The organism is Nonomuraea bangladeshensis (assembly GCF_039529455.1).
Classification (GTDB): domain Bacteria; phylum Actinomycetota; class Actinomycetes; order Streptosporangiales; family Streptosporangiaceae; genus Nonomuraea; species Nonomuraea bangladeshensis.
Map to the genome: position 1 here is coordinate 306,722 of NZ_BAAAMV010000006.1, position 23,155 is coordinate 329,876.

The window sequence follows — 23,155 nt, forward strand, 5'->3', positions numbered from 1 at the left end:
TCACCGGCCTCCGGTGACGTAGTCGAAGTCGTCGTCGGAGAGGGTGCGCCGCAGCGTCCGCAGCACCTTGTTCGCGTCGTCGCCCGGCTGCTCCAGGTAGAACGGCTTGCCGTCGCGGCCGAACGTGATCGCCGAGCCGCCCTCCCACTTGCCGAGCGCGTCGGCGACCGGCCCGAAGTCCTCGTGCGGCTCGAACCCGAGGGTGCGGGCGTAGTCGACCGAGCCCAGCACCAGGTGCCTGGCCAGCTCGTACGGCGCCTCCTGCCAGCCCGCGTACTCGCCGAAGAAGTACTCGCGGAAGCGCGCCAGCTCCCGGTCGTCCATGATCTGCGGGCCGATGGCGTTGCGCACGCCGAGGCAGAACACGTCGGCGAGGTAGCCGGAGACCTCCATGCGGTCCCAGGAGTGGCGGCGGGCGACGAGCACGCACACCATGCCGTCGGCGCCGGACTCCGGCGCCTCGTCGCTCCAGCCGAGCGCGGGGTCGATGCCGAGGCCGGCGCTCCAGCCGACGTTGATCCAGCATCCGACCACGTCGGGGGTGTCGCCACCAGTGGTGGTCCCCGTGGCGAGCTCTGTGGCGATCTCCCTCACCAGCGGCGCCACGACGGACGGCGGCACCTTGAGCGCGCGGGCGATCTCCTTAGGAGAACGCCCCTGCGCACGAAGTTCGCGTACCTGGTCCTTCAATTCCGCTTTGTCCACGCGGGCAGCCTAGCCGTTCCGCTCCGACAGCCGCCGCGCGAGCCAGGCGAGGGCGAGCGGGTAGCGGTACTCGATGCCGCCGTGCCCCGCGTCGAACAGCTCGAAGTGGACCCGCTCGTCCGGCACGCCCGCCGCCGCCACCGCGCGGCGGAACGCGACCGCGGCGAAGTCCAGGAAGTACTCGTCCCGGTGCCCGGCGTCCACCCAGATGCCCCGCATCGAGCGCAGCGCCTCGGCGTAGCGGGGCTCGCCCGCCATGACCACCGGGTCGTGCGCCAGCCAGCGCCGCCACACCTCCGGCACCGGCGCCCCCGTGTCGTCGAACGGCATCCGCACCGTGCCGTCCTCGTCGGCCGAGTACGCCGCCGCGTAGGCGTACATCTCCAGCAGCTCCAGATCGCCCTCTCGCGTCCCGGCCAGCCGGGAGCGGAAGTCGGCGAGGAAGGCGTCGTAGGAGCCGCCGTACATGTCGCGCAGCCGCCGCGCCAACCCCGGGAACGCGTGCCGCATGCTGACCTCGAACAGCGCGTCCCCGGCGTGGGTGGCGAGAGCGCCGAAGACGTGCGGGGCGAGCATGGCGGTCACCATGGCGCCGTAGCCGCCGCTGGACTTGCCGGTGACCGCCCGGTGGTCGCGGCCGGGGAGGGTGCGGTAGTGGGCGTCCACCCAGGGGACGACCTCCTCGCACAGGTACGAGTGGTAGCGGCCGGTGGCCGGCGAGTCGAGGTACTGGCTGCCGCCGAGCGCGGTCCAGGCGTCGACGTACACGACGATCGCGGGCGGCGCCTCCCCCGCGGCGAACATGGCGTCGGCCAGCTCGGGGAACGGCCGGCGGAACGGCGCCCTGTTGAGCCACATGGCGACGTGGCCGGTGTAGCCGAGCAGCACGTACAGGGAGGGGTAGCGGCGCTCGGGCTCGTCGTCGTAGCCCGGCGGCACGTACACCAGCAGCGGCCGCTCGTGCGGGTCGCCCAGCGGGTTGCCGCGCAGCAGGGTGCTGTCGATCACGCGGTGGTCGAGACGGCCGGCCAGCTCGGCGGACCAGGGCAGCATGCGAACTCCTTCAACGGTCTCAGAGAGAGGAGGTGACCGTGTCCACGCCGGTCTGCGTGACGGCCCGCCCGCCGACCAGGACGAGCACGAGCTCGCGCAGGTCGGAGATGCGGCGGAGCGGGTCGCCGCGCACCGCGATCAGGTCGGCCCGCTTGCCGGTCTCGACGGTCCCGGTCACCGCGCCGACCCCGCAGGCGTCGGCGGCCCGCGCCGTGGCCAGCTCGATCACCTCGGCGTTGCCGAACCCGGCCCCCGCGAACACCTCCAGCCCCGCCACGTAGCCGTCGGTGCGGTTGCCGACGCCCGCGGCGGCGAAGCCGGAGTCGGTGCCGGCGATGAGGCGCACCCCGGCGTCCCGCAGGGCGACGATCCCGTGCAGCCAGTCGTCGAGCATCTCGGGGCCGAGCGTGTCGCGCAGCCGCCAGTAGACGCCGTGCAGGGTGGGGCATACGTACGTGCCGCTCTCGGCGACCAGGTCGGCCAGCTCCGGGTCGTAGCGGTGGCCGGAGGGCGTGAAGAACGAGCAGTGCTCGATCGTGGCCACCCCGGCCTCGACCGCGCTGCGGATGGCCGCGTGCGCGTGGGCGTGCGCGGCCACGCCCTTGCCGCGGGCGCCGGCCTCCTCCACGACGGCGCGGATCTCCTCGGTGGAGTACTGCTGGACCCAGCTCGGCGCCGCGCTCGGCGTCATCTGCCCGCCGGAGGCCATGATCTTGAGGCAGTCGGCGCCGGCCCGCAGGTTCTCCCTGGCCACGCGGCGGATGGCGGGCAGGTCGTCGGCCTCGCCGCCCATGTACCAGCAGTGGCCGCCGGTGGGCGTGATGGGCCGGGTCGCGGCGATCAGGTGGGGGCCGACGGCCAGCCCCTCCTCGATCGCGTCGCGCAGCGCCAGGTCGAGGAAGCCGCGCGCGCCGAGGTCGCGGGCGGTGGTGACGCCGGCGGAGACGAGCTTGCGGGCGTTCTCGGCCATGCGCAGCAGCAGGTGGCGGTCGCTCTCGGGGCTCTGCCCGGTCACCGGGTCGACCTTGTCGTCGAAGCCCAGGTGCACGTGCGCGTCGATGAGCCCCGGCAGCAGGGTGCAGCCGGGCAGGTCGACGACCTCGTCGGCGTCGCCCGGCTCGCCGGCGCCGCCGCGCGACCCCGCGAAGGCGATCACGGCGCCGTCCACGGCCACCTCGCCGTTCGGGATCACCTCGCCGGGGCGGCCGGTGAGCACCTGCGCGGCGCGAAGGATGCGCATGCCCCCAAGGGTGCCACAACGGGTCTTAAGGGCACAGGAAGGCGTTCGTAAGGGCGGCGCGCGACCGTGAAGGTGTTCCACCCAGAAACTCGCGAACCCGCCCCAGGAGGACCCGATGCCGCAGACCGCCGAATACACCATCACCCGCCGCTTCGCCGCCCCGCGCCACCGCGTCTGGGCCGCCTGGACGGACCCGGAGCGCTTCTCGCGGTGGTTCGGGCCGCGCGGGATGGCCACGCCGCTCGGCCGGATCACCCTGGACGCCGTGCCCGGCGGGGTCTGGCGGGCCACGCTGGTCGGCGAGGAGGGGTTCGAGGTGACGCTGGACGGCCGCTACCGCGAGGTGCGCGCGCCCGGCCGGCTGGTGTTCACGACCGGCGACCCCGACGCCCCCGGAGACGGCCCGGCGTCGGTGGTGACCGTGGACCTCGCCGCGACCGGCGACCGCACCGAGATGCGCTTCCACCAGTACGGCGTCAACACCGACCCCGAGCACGCCGAGCAGGCGAAGGAGGGCTGGGTCGAGTTCTTCGACCGGCTCGCCGAGCACGTCGAGCGCGCCCCGCGGGGGTGAGCGTCAGAGCAGGTCCTGGACCTCGTCGAGCTTGCGGGCCGCGCCCTCGGCGTACGCCTCCGCGTACGCCTGCGCGCCGATGCCGTCGCGCACCCGTGCCGCGATGCGGTCGAACTCCTCCTGCTCCGCAGGACCTGCGGGCAGGTCGAGCCGCTCCCTGTTGGCCGCGGCCAGCCCCAGCAGCCGCGCGGCCCGCGTGCTCGCCCCGCAGGCGGAGGCCGCGCCGACCACGGCCCACGTCAGCGTCCGCGGGTCGCCGATCCTGCGGGCCGCGACGATGGCCTCCTCCTGCAGGGCCAGGGCGGCGGCCTGGTCGCCGCGCGCCTCGCGTACGTGGCCCAGCTCGGTCAGCACGTCGGCCACGTGCACGGCGGGCTCGACGTCGGGATCGCGCGGCACGCCCTCCAGGAGCCGGAGCAGGTGCCGCTCGGCCAGGTCGAGCCGGCCGGCGCGGCGGGCGGCGAAGGCGACGCCCATCTCGCCCATGCTCTCGCCCTCCCGGTAACCCTGGTCGGCGGCCATCTTCCTGGCGCGCTCGCACAGCTCGATGGCGCGCTCGTACGCGCCGCTCTCCAGGGCGACCCAGCCGAGCCAGGCGGTGTGGGTGGCGACCTCCGGCCACAGGCCGAGGTCCTCGGCCATCCGCAGGCCCTCGCCGAAGAGCCGGTTCGCGCGCTCGGTGTCGCGGCTCATCTCGGCGGCCGAGGCCAGCCACTCCGTGGCCCGCAGCAGGCCCCAGCGGTCGCCCAGCGCGGTGAAGATCCGTACGCTCTCGCCGGCGCAGCGGTCGAGCGCCTCGTGGTCGCGCCGGGTGAAGGCGTCCCTGGCCTGGCAGGCGAGGGCCGCCGCCTCGCCCCACCGGTCGCCGACGGCGCGGAAGGCGGCCAGCGCCCGCTCGTTGAGCTCCTGGCCGGTCGGCATGTCCCTGACGTGCATGCCGACGAACAGCTCGGCCCTCGCCCGCTGCCCGGGATCGGCGACGGCGGCGAGCACCGGCCGCCAGTCGACCTGCTCACCCAGCATCATGGCGAACCCGGCGTGCCAGGCGGCCACCCGCGCCCGTTCCGGGGAGTCCGGGCCGGGCACCGACAGGGCGGCGGCCAGCGAGCGCCGGCCCTCGGCCAGCCGGCCGCGCAGGAACCAGTACCAGGCCAGGGCGTTCACCAGCCGCGCCGCGCTCGCGGCGTCGCCGGTGCCGACGGCGGTGTCGAGGGCGGCGCGCAGGTTGGCGGCCTCGGCGTCGAGGCGCAGCAGGCGGTCGCGCTGCTCGTGGCCGTACAGGCCCGGCTCGCACTCCTCGGCGAGCGCCAGGTAGTGGCGCAGGTGGGCGCGGCGGACCGCGTCGAGCTCGCCCGCCTCCCCCAGCCTCGCCAGGCAGTACGCCGCCACCGACTCCAGCAGCCGGTAGCGCACCCCGGCCGGGGAGCCGGCGACGACCACGAGCGAGCGGTCCACCAGCCGGGGCAGCAGGTCGAGCACGTCCAGCGCCGGATCGCCGTCGGCGGACCCAGCCTCGGTGGACACGGCCTCGGCGGCCTCCAGCGTGCAGCCCTCGGCGTGCACCGCCAGGCGGCGCAGCACCCGCCGCTCCTCCTCGGAGAGCAGGTCCCAGCTCCAGTCGATGACCGCGGTCAGCGTCTGCTGGCGGGCCGGCGCGCCGCGCGACCCGGCGGCGAGCAGCCGGAACCGGTCGTCCAGCCGGGAGGCCACCCCGTGCACGCCGAGCGCGCGCACCCGGGTCGCGGCCAGCTCCAGCGCCAGCGGGATGCCGTCGAGGCGGCGGCAGAGCTGCGCGACCGCCTGGGCGTTGCCCGCATCCAGGGCGAAGCCGCGCGCGGAGGCGGCGGCGCGGGTCACGAACAGCCGGACCGCGTCCGAGCGGGCCATCACGGCGAGGTCCGTGCCGGCGGGCAGCTCCAGCGGGGGGACGCTCCACAGCACCTCGCCGGCCACGGACAGGGGCTCCCTGCTGGTGGCCAGCACCCGCAGGTCGGGGCAGGAGCGCAGGAGCAGCTCGGTCAGCTCGGCGACCTCCGCCACGACGTGCTCGCAGTTGTCGAGGACGAGCAGGGCGTGGCGGTGCCGCAGCGCCTCGGCGAGCTGCCCGGCCACGTCGGCGGAGTCGGCGTACTCGCGGATGTCCAGCGCGGCCATGACGGCCTCGGCCACCGTCCGCGGCCCCGCCGTCCCGCCCACCGGGGATGCGCCCGATGCCGCCCCACGCGCCGGGGATGCGCCCGCTGCGGACGCGTCCCCCGCCGCCCCGCCCGTGACGGAGGCGTCCCGGCCCGCGTCGTGGAGGCCGGTCCGTACGGCCTGGTCCAGCTCGACCAGCCAGGCGCCGTCGGCGAAGCCGTCGAGGAGCCGGTCGGCGGCGGCCAGCGCCAGCCGGGTCTTGCCGACCCCGCCGCTGCCGGTGAGCGTGACCAGCCGCTCCTCCCCGACCAGGCCGCACACCTCACTCAGGGCCTCGTCGCGGCCGATCAGCTTGCTGACGGCGGCGGGCAGGTTCGTGAGCGGGCGCCCGGCCGGGAGGCTGAGCGCCGGGTCCTGGCCGAGTATCGCCTGGTGCAGCGCCACGAGCTCGGGCCCGGGATCGAGGCCGAGCTCGTCGGCCAGCCGCTCGCGCAGCTCGGCGTAGCCGGCGAGGGCCTCGCTCTGGCGGCCCGCCCGGTACAGCGCCCGCATGTGCACCGCCCGCAGCCGCTCCCTGAGCGGGTGGCGGGTCACGAGGTCACCGAGCTCGCCCACGAGCAGCGCGTGCTCGCCCAGCTCCAGCCGGGCCTCGGCGTGCTGCTCCAGCGCCGACAGCCGCTGCTCCTCCAGGCGCAGGATCGCGGCGCGGGTGTACTCCTCGTCGGCGAAGTCCGCGTACGCCGGGCCGCGCCACAGCGCCAGCGCCTCCCCCAGCAGGCCGGCCCTGGTCCGCGGGCTGCCCGCGGCCTCGGCCCTTGCCAGCAGCTCCGCGAACCGCCCGGCGTCCACCGCGCCGGCGTCGGGCCGCAGCAGGTAGCCGGGGGCGCGCGAGACCACCAGGTTCTTGCCGCCCGCCTCGGCGTCCTCCAGCGCCTTGCGCAGCTGGGACACCCGGACCTGGAGCGCGGCGGCCGGGTTGCCCGGCGGCTCCTCGCCCCACAGGTCGTCGACCAGCCGGTCCACCGAGACCGGGTGGCCCTCGTGGACGAGCAGGTCCACGAGCAGCGCCCGCACCTTGAAGCCGGGGATCGTCACGGCCTCGCCGGCGTCGGTCCACACGGCCAGCGGCCCCAGCACTCCGAAACGCATGTTCGACAGCCTATGCGGGGGTTCGTACCCACGAGAAGATCGCGGGCGCCCCTTACGGCGGGGCCTTGCGGGCCGAGCCCCGGTAGCGGTCGGCGTCGTAGCGGCGCTCGTTGTCGGCCAGTTTGTCCGTGGCCGCCGCCAGCAGGTCGACGCCCAGCACGTCGGCGAGGCGTACCAGGTAGAGGGTCACGTCCCCCAGCTCGGTGCGCATGCGGGCCAGCGCCTCGGGGCCGGGGTCCGCGGACTCGGCGGCCGTGAGCCACTGGAACTCCGCCACCAGCTCCCCCACCTCGCCGGCCAGCGCCATCGCCAGGTTCTTCGGCGTGTGGAACTGCTCCCAGTCGCGGGCGCGGGCGAACTCCCGCAGGCGGCCGGCCAGGTCCTCCAGGTCCGTCGTCACGCCGCACGACCTTATCCCTTTCCTGCCGGTAGGTTGCTGACCGTGAATGGCGTCGAGTTGTTCCTGCTGGGCCGCGCCCTGATGAAGATCGGCGAGGAGGCGATGCCGGTCGAGGGCATCGGCGAGCACTCGACGAGCGTGCGCACGGTGCTGATCGTGGTGAGCGATCTGCGCGGCCATCCCGGCACCACGGTCGGGGAGATCGCGGCGCGCACCGGCCTGCCGCAGAGCGCGGTGTCGGCGGCCGTGGCGCGGCTGCGTACGGCGGGGGCGGTCCTCGCCGACACCGACCCCAGGGACCGCCGCCGGACGATCATCCGTGAGGCCCCGGAGACGTCGGACCGGGTGACCCGCGTCCGCGACACCCCGGTGGACGACGCCGTCGCCGCCGTCCTGGGCACGGACGACGGCGAGCAGGTCCGCGAGGTCGTCGAGGCCCTGGAGAAGCTGGCCGACCGCCTGCTCCCCGGCCTCCGCCGCTGAATAATCCATCAGACTTGATACATCAGAATTGATGGATTAGGGTCGTCGGCATGCCCACCATCACCATCCCCGGCGGCTCACTCCACTACGAGCTGCGCGGCACCGGCCCCCTCCTGCTGATCTCCCAGAGCGGCGAGGGCGACGCCGACCGCACCGCCGACCTCGTCGGCCACCTCGCCGACTCCCGCACCGTGATCACCTACGACCGCCGCGGCCTCGGCCGCAGCACGATCCCGGACACGACCGTGAGCGTCAGGGAGCACGCCGACGACGTCCACCACCTGCTCGCCCGCCTCACGGACGAGCCCGTCGTCATGCTCGGCCAGAGCCTCGGCGCCTCCATCGGGCTCCATCTGGCCGCCGACCACCCCGACCAGATCGGCCTGCTCATCGCGCACGAGCCCGTCTCCCCGTGGCTGCTCCCCGAGTCGGAGCGGGCCCACCACCGCGCCGAGCTGGCCGCGATCCGCGACCTCTATCTCGCCACCGACCTGCCCACGGCGCTCAAGGAGGTGACCCGCGTGCTCGGCATCACGCCCGGCGGCGACGCCGAGCCCGGCCTGACCCCGTTCCCCATGACGGCCGAGCGCGAGGCCGCCTTCGACTTCTTCATCCGGCACGACTTCCAGGCCGTCATCGACGACCCCGGCCCCGGCGACCCCGCCGCCTGCCGCGTGCCGGTGCTCCCGGCGGCCGGCGAGCGGACCCCGGCCGCCGTCTTCGACCGCCGGTGCGCCGACCGGCTCGCCGAGCTCACCGGCGTGCCGCTCGCGGTGTTCCCCGGCGGCCACAACGGCAACCTCAGCCACCCCCGCGCCTACGCGGCCCGCCTCCGCGAGGTCCTCGCCGCCCCTGTCACTGAGTGGACTCCTTGAGCAGCCACCGCAGCCGCTCCACCGGCGCGCCGTCGCCGCCGAAGGTCAGCCCCGTCCCGTCCTGCCGTCCCCACAGCCAGAGCAGGACGTCCTGCGGCGCTCCCGCGACCGACGCGGCCCCGCTCGCGCGCTCGCCCCGCGCGACCTCCACCCCGGCGGGCGTGGCCCGCACCAGCCAGCGCTCCTCCCCCGCCGCGATCGAGACCGGCCGCCCGTCGGCCTGGGCGAGCCCGTCGCCGAACTCGGCCGCGCTCGTGGTGGTCTCGTAGGCCAGCATCACCGTCAGGATCTCGTCCACGCCGTCGGCGGCGAGGTCGTCGGGCACCGGCGTGACGGGCGTGCCGGCCGCCTGCTCGGCGTCGATCCGGTGCACCACGGTCTCCAGCGCCATCCTGCGGATCCAGAACCCGACCGTCTGGTCCGGGTCGTACCAGGTGAGCGCGGCCTCGCCGGGCTCGCGGGCGGCGAACTCGGCGCGCAGCTCCGCGTAGGACCGGTCGAGGCGGTGCAGCGGGCCCGCGGGGTCGGGCTCCGGCGGCCACGGCTCCGGCCAGGCGCCGAGGCGCATGGTCTCCGCCTTGTGCAGGTAGACCTCGCCCACGTGGCCGACCAGGTCGGCGAGCGTCCATCCCGGACAGGACGGCACGGGCGCGGCGAGATCGGCGGCCCCGGCGGCTCGCAGCCGCCGGTGGTCCTCCTCCAGCAAAGCCAGGTAACGAGCGGAATTCAGCACACCCCACTAAAGCAGCCCGGCGGTACGGCTGCTACGGGTGGCGGGCGGTGCTCTCGCGGACGATGAGCTCGGTGGCGAGCTCCACGCGTTTGGTCTCGGGGACCTCGCCGCGCCCCATGGCCAGGACCGTACGCGTCGCCAGCGCGGCCATCTCCTGCAACGGCTGGCGGACGGTGGTCAGCGGCGGCCAGGCGGACTTGGAGAGGGGCAGGTCGTCGAAGCCGACCACGCTGAGGTCCTCCGGCACGCGCAGCCCGCGCTGCCGGGCGGCCTCGAAGACGCCGAAGGCCATCAGGTCGCTGCCCGCGAAGATCGCCGTCGGCGGCTCGGCCAGGTCGAGCAGGGCGTGACCCTCGTCGTGGCCGGAGTCGACGAGGAAGGTGCCCCGCCGGACCAGCTCGGGCACGAGCGGGACGCCGGCGGTCTCCAGCGCGGCCCGGTAGCCGTCGATGCGGGCCTGGCTGCAGAGCATGTCGGCCGGGCCGCTGATCATGCCGATCCGGCGGTGGCCCAGCTCCAGCAGGTGGCGGGTGGCGGCCAGGCCGCCGTTCCAGTTGGTGGCGCCGACCGAGATCACGCCGGGCGCGGGCTCGCCCTCGGGGTCCACCACCGCGAACGGCAGCGCGCGGGCGCCGAGCTGCGCCTGGATGCCGGTGGACAGCCGGGAGGCGACGATCACCACCCCGTCGGTGCGCCGGGCGGCCAGGCGTTCGAGCCAGTCGCGGCCGGGCCCGGCGTGGGTGTGCAGGACCGAGATGACGACGCTGGCCCCCGCCTCGCGGGCCGCGCTCTCCGCGCCCCGGACGATCTCCATCGCCCACGGCGACTCGATCTCGGCGAACACCAGGTCGATCAGCCCGGCCGGGGTGTCGTCCTGGCTGACGCGGCGCTGGTAGCCGCGCTCCTGGAGCAGCCGCTCCACCTTGTGGCGGGTGGCAGGGGCTACTTCCGGGCGCCCGTTGATGACCTTCGAGACCGTGGGGATGGAGACCCCCGCCTCTTCCGCGATCAGTGCGATCGTGACCCGCCTCTTCGCTGACACGATCGGGAGTGTATCCGAAAGTTTCGGTTCGGCGTCGCTCGGAACCGGGGTGTTGACGCGTTACTTCTAGGTTACTTAAGCTCCGGGCAAAGAAAATATCGGGGGTTATACGAAAGTTTCGCTCTGTTCCGCCAGGCTCGGCGTGCTCCGCCCAGCAGAGAAGGGACCCCTCGGGATGAAACGCAGTGTGGTGTTGATCGCGACCGCGGTGCTCGTGGCCGGCTGCGGCGGAGGTGGCGGTGGCGGCGCCGCGACCTCCGGGTCCGGCGAGAGCGCCGCCCCGGCGAAGGTCACCCTGGAGTGGTGGCACCTGTCGACCGCGGAACCGCTGAAGACGCTGTGGGCGCAGCGGGCCAAGGAGTTCATGGCCCAGAACCCCAACGTCACGATCAAGGCGACGGTCCTGGAGAACGACGCCTACAAGGCCAAGCTCACCACCATCACGCAGTCCGGCAAGGCCCCCGACGTCTTCGCCACCTGGGGCGGCGGCGTGCTCAGGCAGCAGATCGACGCCGACCTGGTGAAGGACCTCTCCTCCGACGTCGCCGACGTCCTGCCCGGCTTCACCACGGCGGCACTCAGCGCGTACCAGTTCGACGGCAAGACCTACGGCCTGCCGACCGACATCGGCATGGTCGGCTTCTGGTACAACAAGAAGCTCTTCGCCAAGGCCGGCATCGAGCAGCCGCCCGCCACCTGGTCGGAGTTCCTCGGCGACGTCAAGAAGCTCAAGGACGCCGGCGTCACCCCCATCGCCCTGGCGGGCAAGGAGAAGTGGCCGGGCCACTACTACTGGGCCTACCTCGCCATGCGCATCGCCGGCCTCGACGCGCTCAAGCAGGCGGCCGTGGACAAGAACTTCAGCACGCCGGACTTCATCGCCGCCGGGCAGCAGGTGAAGGCCCTGGCCGACCTGCAGCCGTTCCAGAAGGGCTTCCTTGGGGCGGCGTACTCCACGCCCGACGGGCAGGCCGCCACGATCGGCAACGGCAAGGCCGCCATGGAGCTGATGGGCCAGTGGGCCCCGTCCGTGCAGAAGGACGCGGGCAAGGGCCTCGGCGACGACCTCGGCTTCTTCCCCTTCCCCGCCGTCGAGGGCGGCAAGGGCTCGGCCACGGACGCGTTCGGCGGAGGCGGCGGCCTGGCCGTCGGCAGGGACGCGCCGAAGGAGGCCGTGGACTTCGTGAAGTTCATGACCCGGATGGACAACCACACCAAGGCCGTCCAGGCCGGCGGCGTCCTGCCGGTGCTCAAGGGCGAGGAGAGCGCGGTCACCGACCCCAACCTCAAGCAGGTGGCCACGATGCTGGCCGGCGCGACCGGCTACCAGCTCTACCTCGACCAGGCGTACCCGCCGGCCGTCGGCCAGCAGGTCAACGACAGCGTGGCCGAGCTGATCGGCGGCACCAAGACGCCTGAGCAGGTCGCCCAGGCCATCACCGAAGTGGCCAAGACCGAAGAATGACGACACTGACCCGAGGGCCGGAGGCGGCCAGGCTTCCGGCCCCCGCCCCCGCCGTCAGACACCGTGGCCGCGCGCTGACGATCGCGCTGTTCGTCCTGCCCGCGCTGGTGCTGTTCCTGCTGCTGGTCGTGGCGCCGATCCTGGTCGCCTTCTACGCCAGCGCGTTCCGCTGGAACGGGTTCGGCGGCCTGCCCACCAACTTCATCGGCTTCGACAACTTCACCCGGCTGTTCGGCACGGAGATCTTCCGGCGGGACCTGTGGCACCTGCTCGTGCTGGTGCTGCTGTCGGTCTGCGTGCAGCTGCCGCTCTCGCTGGCCATCGCGCTGCTGCTGAACCAGCGCATCCGCGGGCGGGCGGTGTACCGGCTGGTGTTCTTCGCGCCGTACGTGCTGTCCGAAGTGATCACCGGCGTGCTGTTCTCGCTGATCCTCGCGCCCGACGCCGGGATGGCCAACCAGCTGCTGGCGCTGTTCGGCGCCGACTCCGACTGGCTGGCCGACCCGGACACGGTGATGCCGTCGCTGTTCCTCGTCATGACGTGGAAGTACTTCGGCTTCCACATGATGATCTATCTGGCGGGCCGCCAGAACATCCCGGACGAGCTCGTCGAGGCCGCCCAGATCGACGGGGCGAGCGGCTGGAAGGTGTTCAGGCACATCACGCTGCCGCTGCTCGGGCCGACGATCCGGATCAGCGTCTTCCTGTGCGTCATCTACACGATCCAGCTCTTCGACCTGGTCTGGATCCTCACCCAGGGCGGCCCGTCGCACTCGTCGGAGACGATGGCCGTGACGATGTTCGAGTGGGGGTTCAAGCGCTCCCAGGTCGGCTACGCCAGCGCGATCAGCGTCGTGATGTTCGTGCTCAGTCTCGTCTTCGCCCTGTTCTACCAGCGGTTCGTGATGCGCCGTGACCTGGAGGGCGCGACCACCAGCATGGGAGGCAGGCGATGACCCGCGGCAAGAAGCAGGCTCCTCGGCGCAACACGCTGCCGCTGCATCTCATCGCGTGGGTCGTCGGCGCGTTCGTGCTGATCCCGGTGGTCTACGCGACGCTCGGCGGGTTCAAGCGCAACAGCGAGCTGTCCACGAACCCGTTCGGGCTGCCCTCGACCTGGGTGACCGGCAACTACACCGACGTGCTGGCCTCGTCGTCGTTCTGGTTGCAGCTCTGGAACAGCACGTTCATCGCGGTCGTCACCACCGTGCTCACGGTGGGGGTGGCGGCGCTGGCCGGGTTCGTCTTCGCCCGGTTCGCCTTCCGGGGCAGGGAGGCGCTGTTCACGCTGTTCACGGCGGGGCTGATGTTCCCGTTCGCGGTGGCCATCCTGCCGATCTTCGTGCTGCTGCGCGCGCTCGGCCTGCTCGGCGACCCGCTCGGGGTCATCCTCGTGCAGGCGGCGTTCGGGCTGCCGCTGACGATCATCATCCTGCGCGGCTTCTTCCGCAGCATCCCCGGGGAGATCGAGGAGGCCGCGATCATCGACGGGTGCAGTCCGTTCGGGTTCTTCTGGCGGATCCTGCTGCCCATGGCCAAGCCCGCCATCGCCACCGTCTCGGTGCTCGCCGTCGTCGGGAGCTGGAACAACTTCATGCTGCCGCTGGTGGTCTTCACCGAGGAGGCCAACTGGACCCTGCCGCTCGGCATCCAGCAGTTCCAGGGCCAGTACGCCTCCGACACCGCCCGCATCCTCGCCTACCTCGTCCTGGCCATGATCCCGGCGCTCGGGTTCTACGCCGTCGCGGAACGCCACCTGGTCGGCGGGCTCACCGCCGGCGCCACGAAGGGATGACCTCTGACATGCTGCGTGTGTCCGGAAACCACCTCGTCACACCCGACGACCAGCCGGTACGGCTCCGCGGGGTGGGCCTCGGGGGCTGGATGAACATGGAGAACTTCGTCACCGGCTTCCCCGCCAACGAGAGCTCGATGCGCGCCGCGGTGCGGGACGTGCTCGGCGAGGAGCGGGCCGAGCTGTTCTTCGACCGCCTGCTGACCTCGTTCTTCACCGAGCGGGACGCCGAGCTGCTGGCCGGCCTCGGCATGAACTGCGTGCGCATCCCGGTGAACTACCGCCACTGGGAGTCCGACGAGCGGCCCTTCGAGATCGACCCGCGCGGCTTCCGCCACCTCGACCGGGTGATCGGCCTGCTCGGCGCGCACGGCATCTACAGCGTCATCGATTTGCACGCGCTGCCCGGCTCGCAGAACCAGCACTGGCACTCCGACAATCCCACCCACGTGGCGGCGTTCTGGCAGCACCGCCACTTCCAGGACCGGGTGGTGCACCTGTGGGAGGTCCTGGCCGACCACTACCGTGACAACCCCTGGGTCGCCGGCTACAACCCGGCGAACGAGCCCGCCGACGTCACCGGCCGGGTGATCGGCCCGTTCTACGACCGGCTGGTGAAGGCGGTGCGCGGGGCCGACCCGCACCACGTGCTGTTCCTGGACGGCAACACCTACTCCACCGACTTCTCGATCTTCCGTGAGGTGTACGAGAACACGGTCTTCGTCATGCACGACTACGCCCTCGCCGGTTTCGCCCACGGCGGGCCGTACCCCGGGCACACGCGGGGCGAGTGGTGCGACCGGGACGAGCTGGAGCGGACGTTCGCCAAGCGCTCCCGCTTCCAGCGGGAGACCGGGACGCCGTTGTGGGTGGGTGAGTTCGGGCCGGTCTACACCGGGGACCCGGAGAAGGACGCGCAGCGGTACCAGATCCTGCGCGACCAGCTCGCGATCTACGACGCGGAGGGGGCGGGCTGGTCGCTCTGGACGTACAAGGACGTGGGGTTGCAGGGGCTGGTGCACGCGGCGGGGCCGTACCTGGACAGGTTCGGGGGCTTCCTCGACAAGAAGCGGCGGCTCGGGGTGGACCGCTGGGGGTCGACGATGGAGGAGGGCTCGGACGTGCTCGGGCCGCTGCACGAGCTGGTCGAGACCGAGTTCCCCGGCTGGGACCCCTACCCGTGGGGCGCCCGCTACCAGAGCGACGACCTGATCAGGCACATCCTGTTCGCGCAGGCGCTGCTGCCCGAGTACGCCGAGCTGTTCCGCGGGCTCGGCGACGACGAGCTGACCGCGCTCGCGGACTCGTTCCTGCTGGAGCGGTGCGTACGCCGCGAACCGCTGCTCGAACTGCTGACCGAGAACCTGGCGGGGTGACGACGAACACACCGGGCACACATGGACAGAACGCCGCGAGAGCTCTAATTTAGGGGAGCCTTACCTAAGAACCCGCGGGAGTGTCCGTGTTCGCCAGCTATCTCATCGGGCTGCGCGAGGGCCTGGAGGCGACACTCGTCGTCTCGGTCCTCGTCGCCTTTCTCGTCAAGAGCGACCGCAAGGACCGGCTCCCCCAGGTCTGGGCCGGCGTGGGCGCCGCCGTCGCGCTGTCGGCGGCATTCGGCGCGCTGCTGACCTTCACGGCGGCCCACCTGGCGTACACGGGGCAGGAGCTGTTCGAGTCGATCGCCTCGCTGCTGGCCGTCGTCTTCGTCACCTGGATGATCTTCTGGATGCGGCGGGCGGCCCGCACGCTCTCCGGCGAGCTGCGCGGCAAGCTGAGCGACGCGCTGGAGCTGGGCCGGCTCGCCGTGGCCGTCATGGCCTTCCTCGCCGTCGCCAGGGAGGGGCTGGAGACCGCCCTGCTGTTCTTCGCCTCCGCGCAGGGCGCCGCCACGACCGCCGAGCCGCTGATCGGCATCACGCTGGGCGTGCTCACCTCGGTCGCCATCGGCTGGGGGCTCTACCTCAGCGCCGTCAGGATCAACCTCACCAGGTTCTTCACCTGGACCGGGCTGCTGCTCATCGTGGTCGCGGCGGGCATACTCAAGTACGGCGTGCACGATCTCCAGGAGGCGGGCGTGCTGACCGGCCTCGCCACGCCGGCCTTCGACCTCGGCGCCTCCCTCCCCGCCGACTCCTGGTACGGCATGCTGCTGGCCGGGATGTTCAACATCACCCCGCAGCCCAGCGTCGCCGAGGTCGTCGCCTGGGCCGCGTACCTGCTGCCCGCCCTCGTCCTCTTCCTCCGCCCGCGGCGGACGTCCCTGCCCGCGGCGCCCACCGCCGCGGCCTGAACAGGAGCACCATGCGTACCGTCCTCCGCCTGTCCACCGGCGTGCTCGCCGTGGCCGCACTCACCGCCTGCGGCTCCTCCGGCGGCTCCTCCGGCGGTGACGCCGCCGCGCCGGCCGCCTCCGGCTCGCCGGGGAAGATCGCCGTGGCCGCGTCGGACACCGCGTGCGAGGTGCCGGTCACGGAGGTGCCCGCGGGCACCACGACGTTCACGATCACCAACGGCGGCAGCAAGGTGACCGAGTTCTACGTGCTCGCCGCGGGCGACCGCATCATGGCCGAGGTCGAGAACATCGTGCCCGGCCTGACGCGGGAGCTCATCGCGGAGCTGCCGGCCGGCACGTACGAGACCGCCTGCAAGCCCGGCATGGTCGGCAAGGGCATCCGCAACCCGCTCAAGGTCACCGGCGAGCACCAGCCGCTCACCGCCGACGCCCAGCTCGCCGCCGCGGTGACCGGCTACAAGCGCTACGTCAAGACGCAGAGCGACACGCTGCTGGTCAAGACGCAGGAGTTCGTGGACGCCGTCAAGGCGGAGAAGATCGACGAGGCGAAGGCGCTGTTCCCGGTGGCGCGGACGTACTGGGAGCGCATCGAGCCGGTGGCCGAGATCTTCGGCGACCTCGACCCGGCCATCGACGCCCGCGAGGCCGACCTGGCCGAGGGCGAGAAGTGGACCGGTTTCCACCGGATCGAGAAGGACCTGTGGATCCACAAGGACGTGAGCAAGGACGGCCCGATCGCGGACAAGCTCATCGCCGACGTCAAGACCATCGTCGGCAAGGCCAACGCCGCCGAGCTCACCCCGCTCAACCTGGCGAACGGCGCCAAGGAACTGCTCGACGAGGTCGCCACCGGTAAGATCACCGGCGAGGAGGACATCTGGTCGCACACCGACCTCTGGGACTTCGCTGCCAACCTCGAAGGCTCCAAGGCCGCCGTGCAGTCGCTCCGGCCGGTGCTGGAGGAGCGGGCTCCTGACCTCGTCAAGACGCTGGACGAGAAGTTCGCCGCGGCCGAGGCGGCGCTGGAGGCGCACCGCAGGGGCGACGGCTGGCAGCTCCACGACGAGCTGTCCAAGGCGCAGCTCAAGACCCTGTCCGACGCGATCAACGCGCTCGGCGAACCGATCAGCAAGATCGCCCCTGTGGTGGCGAAGTAGCGGGAGGACCCCATGTCCGAGCCCACCGGGAACGGACGGCGGATGAGCCGGCGGAGCCTGTTCGGGCTCGGCGCGGCCGGCGCGGCGGTGGCCGGGGCGGGCGCCGTGGGCGCGCGGTCGCTCCTCGACGAGCCGCCCGTCGCGCACGCCGCCTCCACCTCCGCCCCCTACCCCTTCTACGGCGAGCACCAGGCGGGCATCGTCACCCCCGCCCAGGACCGCCTGCACTTCGTCGCCTTCGACGTCACCACCGGCGACCGGGCCGAGCTGATCGACCTCCTCCAGGAGTGGACCGCCGCCGCGGCCCGGCTCACACAGGGCAAGGAGGCGGGGTCGTTCGGCGCGGTGGGCGGCGACCCGGCCGCCGCGCCCGACGACACCGGCGAGGCGCTGGGGCTGCCCGCCTCGGGGCTGACGCTGACCGTCGGGTTCGGGCCGTCGCTGTTCGACGAGCGGTTCGGGCTGGCGGACCGGCGGCCCGCCGCCCTCGCCGACCTGCCGAAGTTCCCCGGCGAGCAGCTCGTGCCGGAGATCTCCGGCGGGGACCTGTGCGTGCAGGCGTGCGCGCACGACCCCCAGGTCGCCGTGCACGCCATCCGCAACCTGGCCAGGATCGGGTTCGGCCGGGTGTCGGTGCGCTGGTCGCAGCTCGGCTTCGGGCGTACGTCGTCCACGTCCCGCGCGCAGGCGACCCCGCGCAACCTCATGGGCTTCAAGGACGGCACGAACAACCTCAAGCTGGAGGACGCGGACCTGCTGCGCGAGCAGCTCTGGGCGGACGCCGGGGACGGCGCGGCCTGGATGGCCGGCGGCACCTACCTGGTCACCAGGAAGATCCGCATGACGATCGAGACCTGGGACCGCACGTCGCTCACCGAGCAGGAGCAGATCTTCGGGCGGGACAAGGGCGAGGGCGCGCCGCTGGGCGCGAAACGCGAGTTCGACCCGCTGGACTTCGCCGCCAAGGGGCCGGACGGGCAGCCGCACATCGCGCCGAACGCCCACGTCCGGCTGGCCCACCCGAGCTCGCACGGCAACGCGCACCTGCTGCGCCGGGGCTACAACTTCGTGGACGGCTCCGACGGGCTCGGCCGCCTCGACGCCGGCCTGTTCTTCATGGCCTACCAGCGGGACCCGCGCAAGCAGTTCGTGCCGGTGCAGCTGCGGCTGGCCCGCGAGGACCCGCTGAACGAGTACATCAAACACGTCTCCAGCGGCCTGTTCGCCTGCCCACCCGGCGTCCGCGACGCCTCCGACTACTGGGGCCGCACCCTCTTCACCTGACCGGGTGCCGGTGCCGACGTCAGCCGCGGTGGCGGGCGCGGGAGGCGGTGGCGTGGGCGCGGTTGGCGCAGCGGGTGGAGCAGAACTGGCGACGGCCCGGGCGGCTGCGGTCGACGAAGGCGTCGCGGCAGGGGCGGGCGGCGCAGAGGCGCAGGCGGTCCCAGTCGCCGGCCGAGGCCAGGTCGAGGAGGTCGGCGACGGCCCGTACGGCGAGGCGGGCCGCCAGCGGCGGCCCGCCGCGCTCGGGGGCGGCGGTGAGGCGTAGGCGTGGGATGCCGGCGTGGTCCTCGACGGTGGCGGCGAGCGGGAGGCCGGCCGACCACCGGGCGAGGGCTCGGGTGCGGAGCTCCGGGGTGTCGCGGGTCAGGACGTCGCGCAGTCGCGACCGCACCTGCCGTACGGCGTCGAGGTCGGCGGCAGCGGGCGCGTCCGCGGGTTCGCCCAGCTCAGCGCAGAAGCGGGCCAGGGCCGCCACGTCCGGGAGGCGTTCCGGGTCGTCGAGCCATTCGTCCCACGTGTTGGCCAGGTCGATGGCCACGACCCCGGTCTCGGCGAACTGGCGCATCCGCACTCCCTCTTGCTACCGTCACGAGTATGAGCATCATAACCCCTGACGCAACCCGCCGCCTGACCGTGCTCGACGCGCCGTCCAACCTCGGCCTGCGCCCGCCCGCGCCCGGCGTCGTCCCCGGCTGCTACAAGGCCCCCTGGGCGCTGCGCGACGCGGGCCTCGTGGCGCGGCTCGGGGCCGCCGACGCGGGCGCGCTCGTCCCGCCCCGGTACGTCGCCACCTGGCAGCCGGGCGACGGCGTGCGCAACGGCCCCGCCATCGCCGCCTACGCCCGCAGGCTGGCCGACCGGGTCGCCGCGATCCGGGCGGACGGCGGCTTCCCGGTGCTGCTGGGCGGCGACTGCTCGATCCTGCTGGGCCCCGCGCTGGCGCTGCGGCGGGCCGGCCGGTACGGGCTGGCGTACCTGGACGCGCACTCCGACTTCCGCCACCTCGGCAACTCCCCCCACGTCGGCTCGGCGGCGGGCGAGGACGTGGCGCTGGTCACCGGCCGAGGCGACGGCTACCTGACCGACCTCGACGGCCTGCGCCCCTACGTCAGGGACGAGGACGTGATCCTGCTCGGCGTCCGCGACGACGAGGACCTGCCGGAGCTGGCCGACAGCGGGCTCGCGTACGTCCCCGGCAGCGACATCGACCTCGATCTGGCCAGGAAGGTGCTGGTCCGGGACGAGCTGGACGGGTTCTGGATCCACGTGGACGCCGACGTCCTCGACCCGTCGGTCCTGTCCGCCGTCGACTCCCCGACCCCCGGCGGCCTCGACGCCGCCCAGCTCACCGCCCTCCTGCGCGGCCTGCTGGCGCTGCCCGGCGCGGCCGGGCTGGAGGTGACCATCCTGGACCCCGACCTGGACGAGGACGGCGGCCAGGCGGCGCTGCTCGCCGACATCCTGGTCGACGCCCTGACGGGGTGGTCGCAGGCGAGGGCGGCCAAGGGCTGACCTCGGATCAGCCGTGGTAGCGCACGTGTCCTTTCCAGGAGGAGGCGTCCGTCTGCAACTGCGCCTCGGTGGTCATGATCGTGTAGCCGATCTGCATGAGATATATGGCCTGCTGCTCCGCCAGTTTCAGGGCGGTGATCCTGGCGGAGACCGACTGGGAGTACCAGTTGCAGGGGTTGGCGCAGGCGAAGGCCGCCTGGGCGCCTGACGTCGTGGTGGTGGCCGCGGTGGCCGCCGTGGGGGCGAGAACTGCCGCGATGAGGCCCCCGGCCAGCAGCGCGGTCCTGATGAAAGTGTTCTTGGCGTACACGATGAGTCCTCTTCGATCAGGCGTAATAGAAGTAGTAATAACCGCTGCTGACGCGATAGCAGCCGGTGGTGGGGTCGGTGGGATATCCCTGTGCGTGTTTCACCGACCGGTCGAAATTGCACTTCGCCTGCGTGTCGAACATGCCGACGTAATTCCACTGCGCAGCCTGCGCGGGGAGGGCGGAGGCCGCCAGTGTGAGGGCGGCCATGCCGGCGGCGGCCAGGGCTGTGCGAACGCGCATGTGTTTCCTCTCGGAGCGGGTTCGGTTCTCCCCTCCAACCTGCCTTGGCGGCCGCGCGCGTCCCAGGGCGGTGACCGGACATCGACCGGACATCTTCTACTGGGGCATGACGTAGGGGGTGGTGCTGCTCTCGCCGGCCCCGTTCGTCGCCGTGATCGCGGTGAACGGCGCGCCCGGCGTGTACGGCACCCACGCCGACTCCAGCCGCCCCCGCCCGTACCAGCCCTGCTCGACCGTCACGCCCTCCGGCTCGAAGCGGAGGGTGCCGCCCCGCAGGTTGTGGCCCTCGACGAGGATGCCGGCCTGCCCGTTCATGTCCTTGCGCACGGCGCTGACCACGATGGGCTCCTGCCAGCCGCTCGCGATGTCGTCGGCCAGCGAGGGCGTGTCGTAGCGGGCCTGGCAGGTGAAGAACGGCTCCCACCCGTACGAGATGATCTTCTGGGCGTGCGTGCCCGCGGCCATGACCTGCCGGTCCAGGCGGCTCTTCGTGGTCCGCCCGCGCAGCGGCAGCGGATCGACCCGCCCGCACTCGCCGTCCACGGGCGAGGGCTCGAAGCCTTCGATGTTCACCCACAGCTCCACGCCGGGCGGCACCCGCCGGGCCGCCGCCGCGATGTAGTCGCGGGTGGCCCCGTAGTACGCCTGCGCGTTGCTGATGTCGCCGACCACGGGCACCAAGCGCGGCTCGACCTTGGCGTCCCGCTCGTGCGGGCCGTGCACGGGGACCTTGCCGGTGCCCCGGCCGTCCTGCACCGCGACGGCCATCGGCGCGCCGGCCCGGGTGCGGGCGAGGTCGGCGAGCCCGTCACCGGCCTGCTCGGGCGGGAAGCCGCGGCCCCGGCGGGCGTCGATGTACGGGCTGACCAGGATCGTCCTGCCGGGCAGCGTGGCGGCAACGGTCGCGTGCTGGGCGGCGTACAGCTCGATGATCGGATCGTTCGGCGCGCGGTCGCGCATGGCCAGCTCGAACGACTGGTAGACCCCCGCGAACGCCGCCGACCCCCCGAACCGCGCCCGGTAGTCGGCCAGCACCCGCCCGGTGAACGCGGTCAGCGCGTCGGTGTGGTCGTGGTCGGGCTCCCAGGTCTTGCCGGGCTCCTGCGACGCGGCGGGCAGCCCGGGGAAGACCTTCATCCCGTACGCCGCCGCCTCGCTCATCAGGTTGCCGAGCCCGTCGCCGTCCGTCGAGATCAGCACGAGGTCGTGGACCGGGTCGTCGCAGGACGCGGCCAGCGACACCCGGTAGAAGACCCGCTCGCCGGCCTCGACCCGCCGGTCCAGCCCCTGGCAGCGCAGCAGTCCCGGCCCGAACTCCTCGCTCGTGGTGTACGTGTACACGTGCCGCACCCGCTTGCCCGGCACCTCGGCGCAGGGCCGCCCGTCCACGACGCAGTCCGCGAAGCCGGGATCGGGCTCCCCCGCGTCGAACCGCGGCCCGAACGTGATCAGCGTGTCCCCGCCGATCTGGTGGACGGCCTCGACCATGCGCCGCGTGACGCACGGGTCGGCACGCGGGATCACCCAGTAGCCGGTGACCGCGTAGGGAGCACTCACCCGCGTGTCGCGCGGCTCGCACTCCTCCGGCGACCGCGCCGGCCCCTCCGACACGGCCGGCACGACCACCCCGACGACCAGCCCGACGAGCACCGCGACGGCCGCCATCGCCGCCACGCCCCACAGGATCCGGTGCACCCACGCCCCTTCCACGCCCGGCTCCAGCCTACGTAGTCGATCTGCCCCGTGGCCGGGCGAAAAACGACCCCGGTGCGCTCCCGCCCCGGCGGGGCACGGAAAAATGGGCCCCGAAGGGGGTACGACATCGTGCACATCGATCTCAGCGGGAAGACCGCGCTCGTCACCGGCTCGACCCAGGGCATCGGGGCGGCCATCGCCGCCGGGCTGGCGCGGGCGGGGGCCCGGGTGGGCGTCAACGGCAGGAGCGAGGGCGGGGTGGCGGCGGCCATCGAGCGGATGACCCCGGGCGCGCCGGACGGCCTGCCCGCCGCCGCGGCGGCCGAGCTGGTCGCCGCGCCCGGCGACGTGTCCACGGAGGAGGGCTGCGCCCAGGTGCTGAGCCTGCTCCCGCAGGTGGACATCCTGGTCAACAACCTCGGCATCTTCGGCGCCCGGCCGGCGCTGGAGATCGACGACGCCGAGTGGCGGCACTACTTCGAGGTCAACGTGCTGGCGGCGGTGCGGCTCACGCGGGCGTACCTGCCGGGGATGAAGGAGCGCGGCTGGGGGCGGATCCAGTACATCGCCAGCGACTCGGCGGTGACGATCCCGGCCGAGATGATCCACTACGGCATGACGAAGACGGCGCTGCTGGCCGTCTCGCGCGGGTTCGCGAAGGAGGCGGCGGGCACCGGGGTGACGGTCAACTCGGTGATCGCCGGGCCGACGCACACGGGCGGCGTGGAGGAGTTCGTCTACCAGCTCGTGGACCGGGACCTGCCGTGGGAGGAGGCGCAGCGGGCGTTCATGCGGCAGCACCGGCCGCAGTCGCTGCTCCAGCGGCTGATCGAGCCCGAGGAGATCGCCAACATGGTGGTCTACCTCAGCTCGCCGTACGCCTCGGCGACCACGGGCGGGGCGCTGCGGGTGGACGGCGGCTACGTGGACGCCATCCTGCCCTGATCGAGGGGATCCCCTGAAGGAGAGGTCCGTCCCCCACTCGCGGGGGAGGCCGGCGACGCGCCCCG

General features: G+C 73.0%; 23 protein-coding genes. 12 read left to right on the forward strand and 11 right to left on the reverse strand.

Annotation, left to right across the window (positions count from 1 at the left end; genetic code table 11):
• From ABD292_RS20965 to ABD292_RS20975, 3 genes are read right to left on the reverse strand one after another with little or no spacing between them, the layout of a single operon-like run.
• Entirely contained in the window at window positions 1-705 is a 705-nt protein-coding gene (locus ABD292_RS20965) for a helix-turn-helix domain-containing protein (protein ID WP_344209672.1), read from the reverse strand.
• 9 nt (window positions 706-714) lie between these two features.
• A complete protein-coding gene (locus tag ABD292_RS20970; protein ID WP_344209675.1) occupies window positions 715-1,758 on the reverse strand; it encodes an alpha/beta hydrolase in 1,044 nt (347 codons plus the stop codon).
• 19 nt (window positions 1,759-1,777) lie between these two features.
• Complete coding sequence (locus ABD292_RS20975) at window positions 1,778-2,998, reverse strand: amidohydrolase family protein (protein WP_344209678.1); 1,221 nt, start codon at window positions 2,996-2,998, stop codon at window positions 1,778-1,780.
• A 115-nt stretch (window positions 2,999-3,113) separates the two neighbouring features.
• Between ABD292_RS20975 and ABD292_RS20980 the strand changes: the two genes are divergently transcribed.
• Window positions 3,114-3,572, forward strand: a complete 459-nt coding sequence (locus tag ABD292_RS20980; protein ID WP_344209680.1) for an SRPBCC family protein — start codon at window positions 3,114-3,116, stop codon at window positions 3,570-3,572.
• A 3-nt stretch (window positions 3,573-3,575) separates the two neighbouring features.
• Here ABD292_RS20980 and ABD292_RS20985 read toward each other — a convergent pair whose 3' ends face one another.
• Together ABD292_RS20985 and ABD292_RS20990 are read right to left on the reverse strand one after the other, a co-directional pair.
• Complete coding sequence (locus ABD292_RS20985; protein WP_344209682.1) at window positions 3,576-6,857, reverse strand: AfsR/SARP family transcriptional regulator; 3,282 nt, start codon at window positions 6,855-6,857, stop codon at window positions 3,576-3,578.
• Between the two features lie 52 nt (window positions 6,858-6,909).
• Window positions 6,910-7,257, reverse strand: coding sequence for a nucleotide pyrophosphohydrolase (locus ABD292_RS20990; protein ID WP_344209684.1), 348 nt, complete (start codon window positions 7,255-7,257; stop codon window positions 6,910-6,912).
• A 42-nt stretch (window positions 7,258-7,299) separates the two neighbouring features.
• Between ABD292_RS20990 and ABD292_RS20995 the strand changes: the two genes are divergently transcribed.
• Together ABD292_RS20995 and ABD292_RS21000 are read left to right on the forward strand one after the other, a co-directional pair.
• Window positions 7,300-7,740, forward strand: coding sequence for a MarR family winged helix-turn-helix transcriptional regulator (locus tag ABD292_RS20995; RefSeq protein ID WP_344209686.1), 441 nt, complete (start codon window positions 7,300-7,302; stop codon window positions 7,738-7,740).
• Window positions 7,741-7,790: 50 nt separating this feature from the next.
• Window positions 7,791-8,615: an alpha/beta fold hydrolase gene (locus ABD292_RS21000; protein ID WP_344209688.1), complete on the forward strand. Its 825-nt coding sequence runs from the start codon at window positions 7,791-7,793 to the stop codon at window positions 8,613-8,615.
• Here the strand turns inward: ABD292_RS21000 and ABD292_RS21005 are convergent.
• On the reverse strand, window positions 8,596-9,348 hold the full coding sequence (locus ABD292_RS21005) for a maleylpyruvate isomerase N-terminal domain-containing protein (protein WP_344209690.1): 753 nt from the start codon (window positions 9,346-9,348) through the stop codon (window positions 8,596-8,598). The genes ABD292_RS21000 and ABD292_RS21005 overlap by 20 nt on opposite strands.
• 31 nt (window positions 9,349-9,379) lie before the next feature.
• A complete protein-coding gene (locus ABD292_RS21010) occupies window positions 9,380-10,390 on the reverse strand; it encodes a LacI family DNA-binding transcriptional regulator (protein WP_344209692.1) in 1,011 nt (336 codons plus the stop codon).
• Between the two features lie 175 nt (window positions 10,391-10,565).
• On the opposite strand from ABD292_RS21010, the gene ABD292_RS21015 reads away from it, so the two are divergent.
• From ABD292_RS21015 to efeB, 7 genes are all read left to right on the forward strand, one after another.
• Entirely contained in the window at window positions 10,566-11,855 is a 1,290-nt protein-coding gene (locus ABD292_RS21015) for an extracellular solute-binding protein (RefSeq protein WP_344209694.1), read from the forward strand.
• On the forward strand, window positions 11,852-12,811 hold the full coding sequence (locus tag ABD292_RS21020; protein WP_344209696.1) for a carbohydrate ABC transporter permease: 960 nt from the start codon (window positions 11,852-11,854) through the stop codon (window positions 12,809-12,811). Before ABD292_RS21015 ends, ABD292_RS21020 begins: the two co-directional genes overlap by 4 nt.
• Window positions 12,808-13,650 carry a carbohydrate ABC transporter permease gene (locus tag ABD292_RS21025; RefSeq protein ID WP_344209698.1) on the forward strand — a complete coding sequence of 281 codons (843 nt, stop codon included), beginning with the start codon at window positions 12,808-12,810 and terminating at the stop codon, window positions 13,648-13,650. Before ABD292_RS21020 ends, ABD292_RS21025 begins: the two co-directional genes overlap by 4 nt.
• Before the next feature lie 8 nt (window positions 13,651-13,658).
• On the forward strand, window positions 13,659-15,026 hold the full coding sequence (locus ABD292_RS21030) for a glycoside hydrolase family 5 protein (RefSeq protein ID WP_344209700.1): 1,368 nt from the start codon (window positions 13,659-13,661) through the stop codon (window positions 15,024-15,026).
• Window positions 15,027-15,112: 86 nt separating this feature from the next.
• Window positions 15,113-15,943, forward strand: a complete 831-nt coding sequence (gene efeU / locus ABD292_RS21035) for an iron uptake transporter permease EfeU (protein ID WP_344209702.1) — start codon at window positions 15,113-15,115, stop codon at window positions 15,941-15,943.
• An 11-nt stretch (window positions 15,944-15,954) separates the two neighbouring features.
• Window positions 15,955-17,103, forward strand: coding sequence for an iron uptake system protein EfeO (gene efeO / locus ABD292_RS21040; protein ID WP_344209704.1), 1,149 nt, complete (start codon window positions 15,955-15,957; stop codon window positions 17,101-17,103).
• Window positions 17,104-17,115: 12 nt separating this feature from the next.
• Complete coding sequence (gene efeB / locus ABD292_RS21045) at window positions 17,116-18,387, forward strand: iron uptake transporter deferrochelatase/peroxidase subunit (RefSeq protein ID WP_344209706.1); 1,272 nt, start codon at window positions 17,116-17,118, stop codon at window positions 18,385-18,387.
• Window positions 18,388-18,406: 19 nt separating this feature from the next.
• Here efeB and ABD292_RS21050 read toward each other — a convergent pair whose 3' ends face one another.
• Window positions 18,407-18,952 carry a CGNR zinc finger domain-containing protein gene (locus tag ABD292_RS21050; protein WP_344209708.1) on the reverse strand — a complete coding sequence of 182 codons (546 nt, stop codon included), beginning with the start codon at window positions 18,950-18,952 and terminating at the stop codon, window positions 18,407-18,409.
• Between the two features lie 29 nt (window positions 18,953-18,981).
• On the opposite strand from ABD292_RS21050, the gene ABD292_RS21055 reads away from it, so the two are divergent.
• Entirely contained in the window at window positions 18,982-19,899 is a 918-nt protein-coding gene (locus tag ABD292_RS21055) for an arginase family protein (RefSeq protein ID WP_344209710.1), read from the forward strand.
• A gap of 7 nt (window positions 19,900-19,906) precedes the next feature.
• Here the strand turns inward: ABD292_RS21055 and ABD292_RS21060 are convergent, their stop codons facing one another.
• The 3 genes from ABD292_RS21060 to ABD292_RS21070 form a co-directional block, all read right to left on the reverse strand.
• Entirely contained in the window at window positions 19,907-20,209 is a 303-nt protein-coding gene (locus ABD292_RS21060; RefSeq protein WP_344209712.1) for a hypothetical protein, read from the reverse strand.
• A 16-nt stretch (window positions 20,210-20,225) separates the two neighbouring features.
• On the reverse strand, window positions 20,226-20,450 hold the full coding sequence (locus tag ABD292_RS21065) for a hypothetical protein (protein ID WP_344209714.1): 225 nt from the start codon (window positions 20,448-20,450) through the stop codon (window positions 20,226-20,228).
• Between the two features lie 96 nt (window positions 20,451-20,546).
• Window positions 20,547-22,160, reverse strand: coding sequence for a DUF4434 domain-containing protein (locus ABD292_RS21070; RefSeq protein ID WP_344209716.1), 1,614 nt, complete (start codon window positions 22,158-22,160; stop codon window positions 20,547-20,549).
• Window positions 22,161-22,274: 114 nt separating this feature from the next.
• Between ABD292_RS21070 and ABD292_RS21075 the strand changes: the two genes are divergently transcribed.
• The gene (locus tag ABD292_RS21075; protein ID WP_344209718.1) at window positions 22,275-23,090 is read left to right on the forward strand and encodes an SDR family NAD(P)-dependent oxidoreductase; all 816 of its coding nucleotides are present in this window, start codon (window positions 22,275-22,277) and stop codon (window positions 23,088-23,090) included.
• Window positions 23,091-23,155: the final 65 nt, after the last annotated feature.

Coding starts and splice junctions, on each gene's coding strand:
- ABD292_RS21050 (WP_344209708.1), bottom strand. CDS start 18,952: ATGCGCCAGTTCGCCGAGACCGGGGTCGTGGCCATCGACCTGGCCAAC.
- efeO (WP_344209704.1), top strand. CDS start 15,955: ATGCGTACCGTCCTCCGCCTGTCCACCGGCGTGCTCGCCGTGGCCGCA.
- efeB (WP_344209706.1), top strand. CDS start 17,116: ATGTCCGAGCCCACCGGGAACGGACGGCGGATGAGCCGGCGGAGCCTG.
- ABD292_RS20985 (WP_344209682.1), bottom strand. CDS start 6,857: ATGCGTTTCGGAGTGCTGGGGCCGCTGGCCGTGTGGACCGACGCCGGC.
- ABD292_RS21015 (WP_344209694.1), top strand. CDS start 10,566: ATGAAACGCAGTGTGGTGTTGATCGCGACCGCGGTGCTCGTGGCCGGC.
- ABD292_RS21030 (WP_344209700.1), top strand. CDS start 13,659: ATGCTGCGTGTGTCCGGAAACCACCTCGTCACACCCGACGACCAGCCG.
- ABD292_RS20970 (WP_344209675.1), bottom strand. CDS start 1,758: ATGCTGCCCTGGTCCGCCGAGCTGGCCGGCCGTCTCGACCACCGCGTG.
- ABD292_RS21065 (WP_344209714.1), bottom strand. CDS start 20,450: ATGCGCGTTCGCACAGCCCTGGCCGCCGCCGGCATGGCCGCCCTCACA.
- ABD292_RS20975 (WP_344209678.1), bottom strand. CDS start 2,998: ATGCGCATCCTTCGCGCCGCGCAGGTGCTCACCGGCCGCCCCGGCGAG.
- ABD292_RS21020 (WP_344209696.1), top strand. CDS start 11,852: ATGACGACACTGACCCGAGGGCCGGAGGCGGCCAGGCTTCCGGCCCCC.
- ABD292_RS21055 (WP_344209710.1), top strand. CDS start 18,982: ATGAGCATCATAACCCCTGACGCAACCCGCCGCCTGACCGTGCTCGAC.
- ABD292_RS21025 (WP_344209698.1), top strand. CDS start 12,808: ATGACCCGCGGCAAGAAGCAGGCTCCTCGGCGCAACACGCTGCCGCTG.
- ABD292_RS21000 (WP_344209688.1), top strand. CDS start 7,791: ATGCCCACCATCACCATCCCCGGCGGCTCACTCCACTACGAGCTGCGC.
- ABD292_RS20980 (WP_344209680.1), top strand. CDS start 3,114: ATGCCGCAGACCGCCGAATACACCATCACCCGCCGCTTCGCCGCCCCG.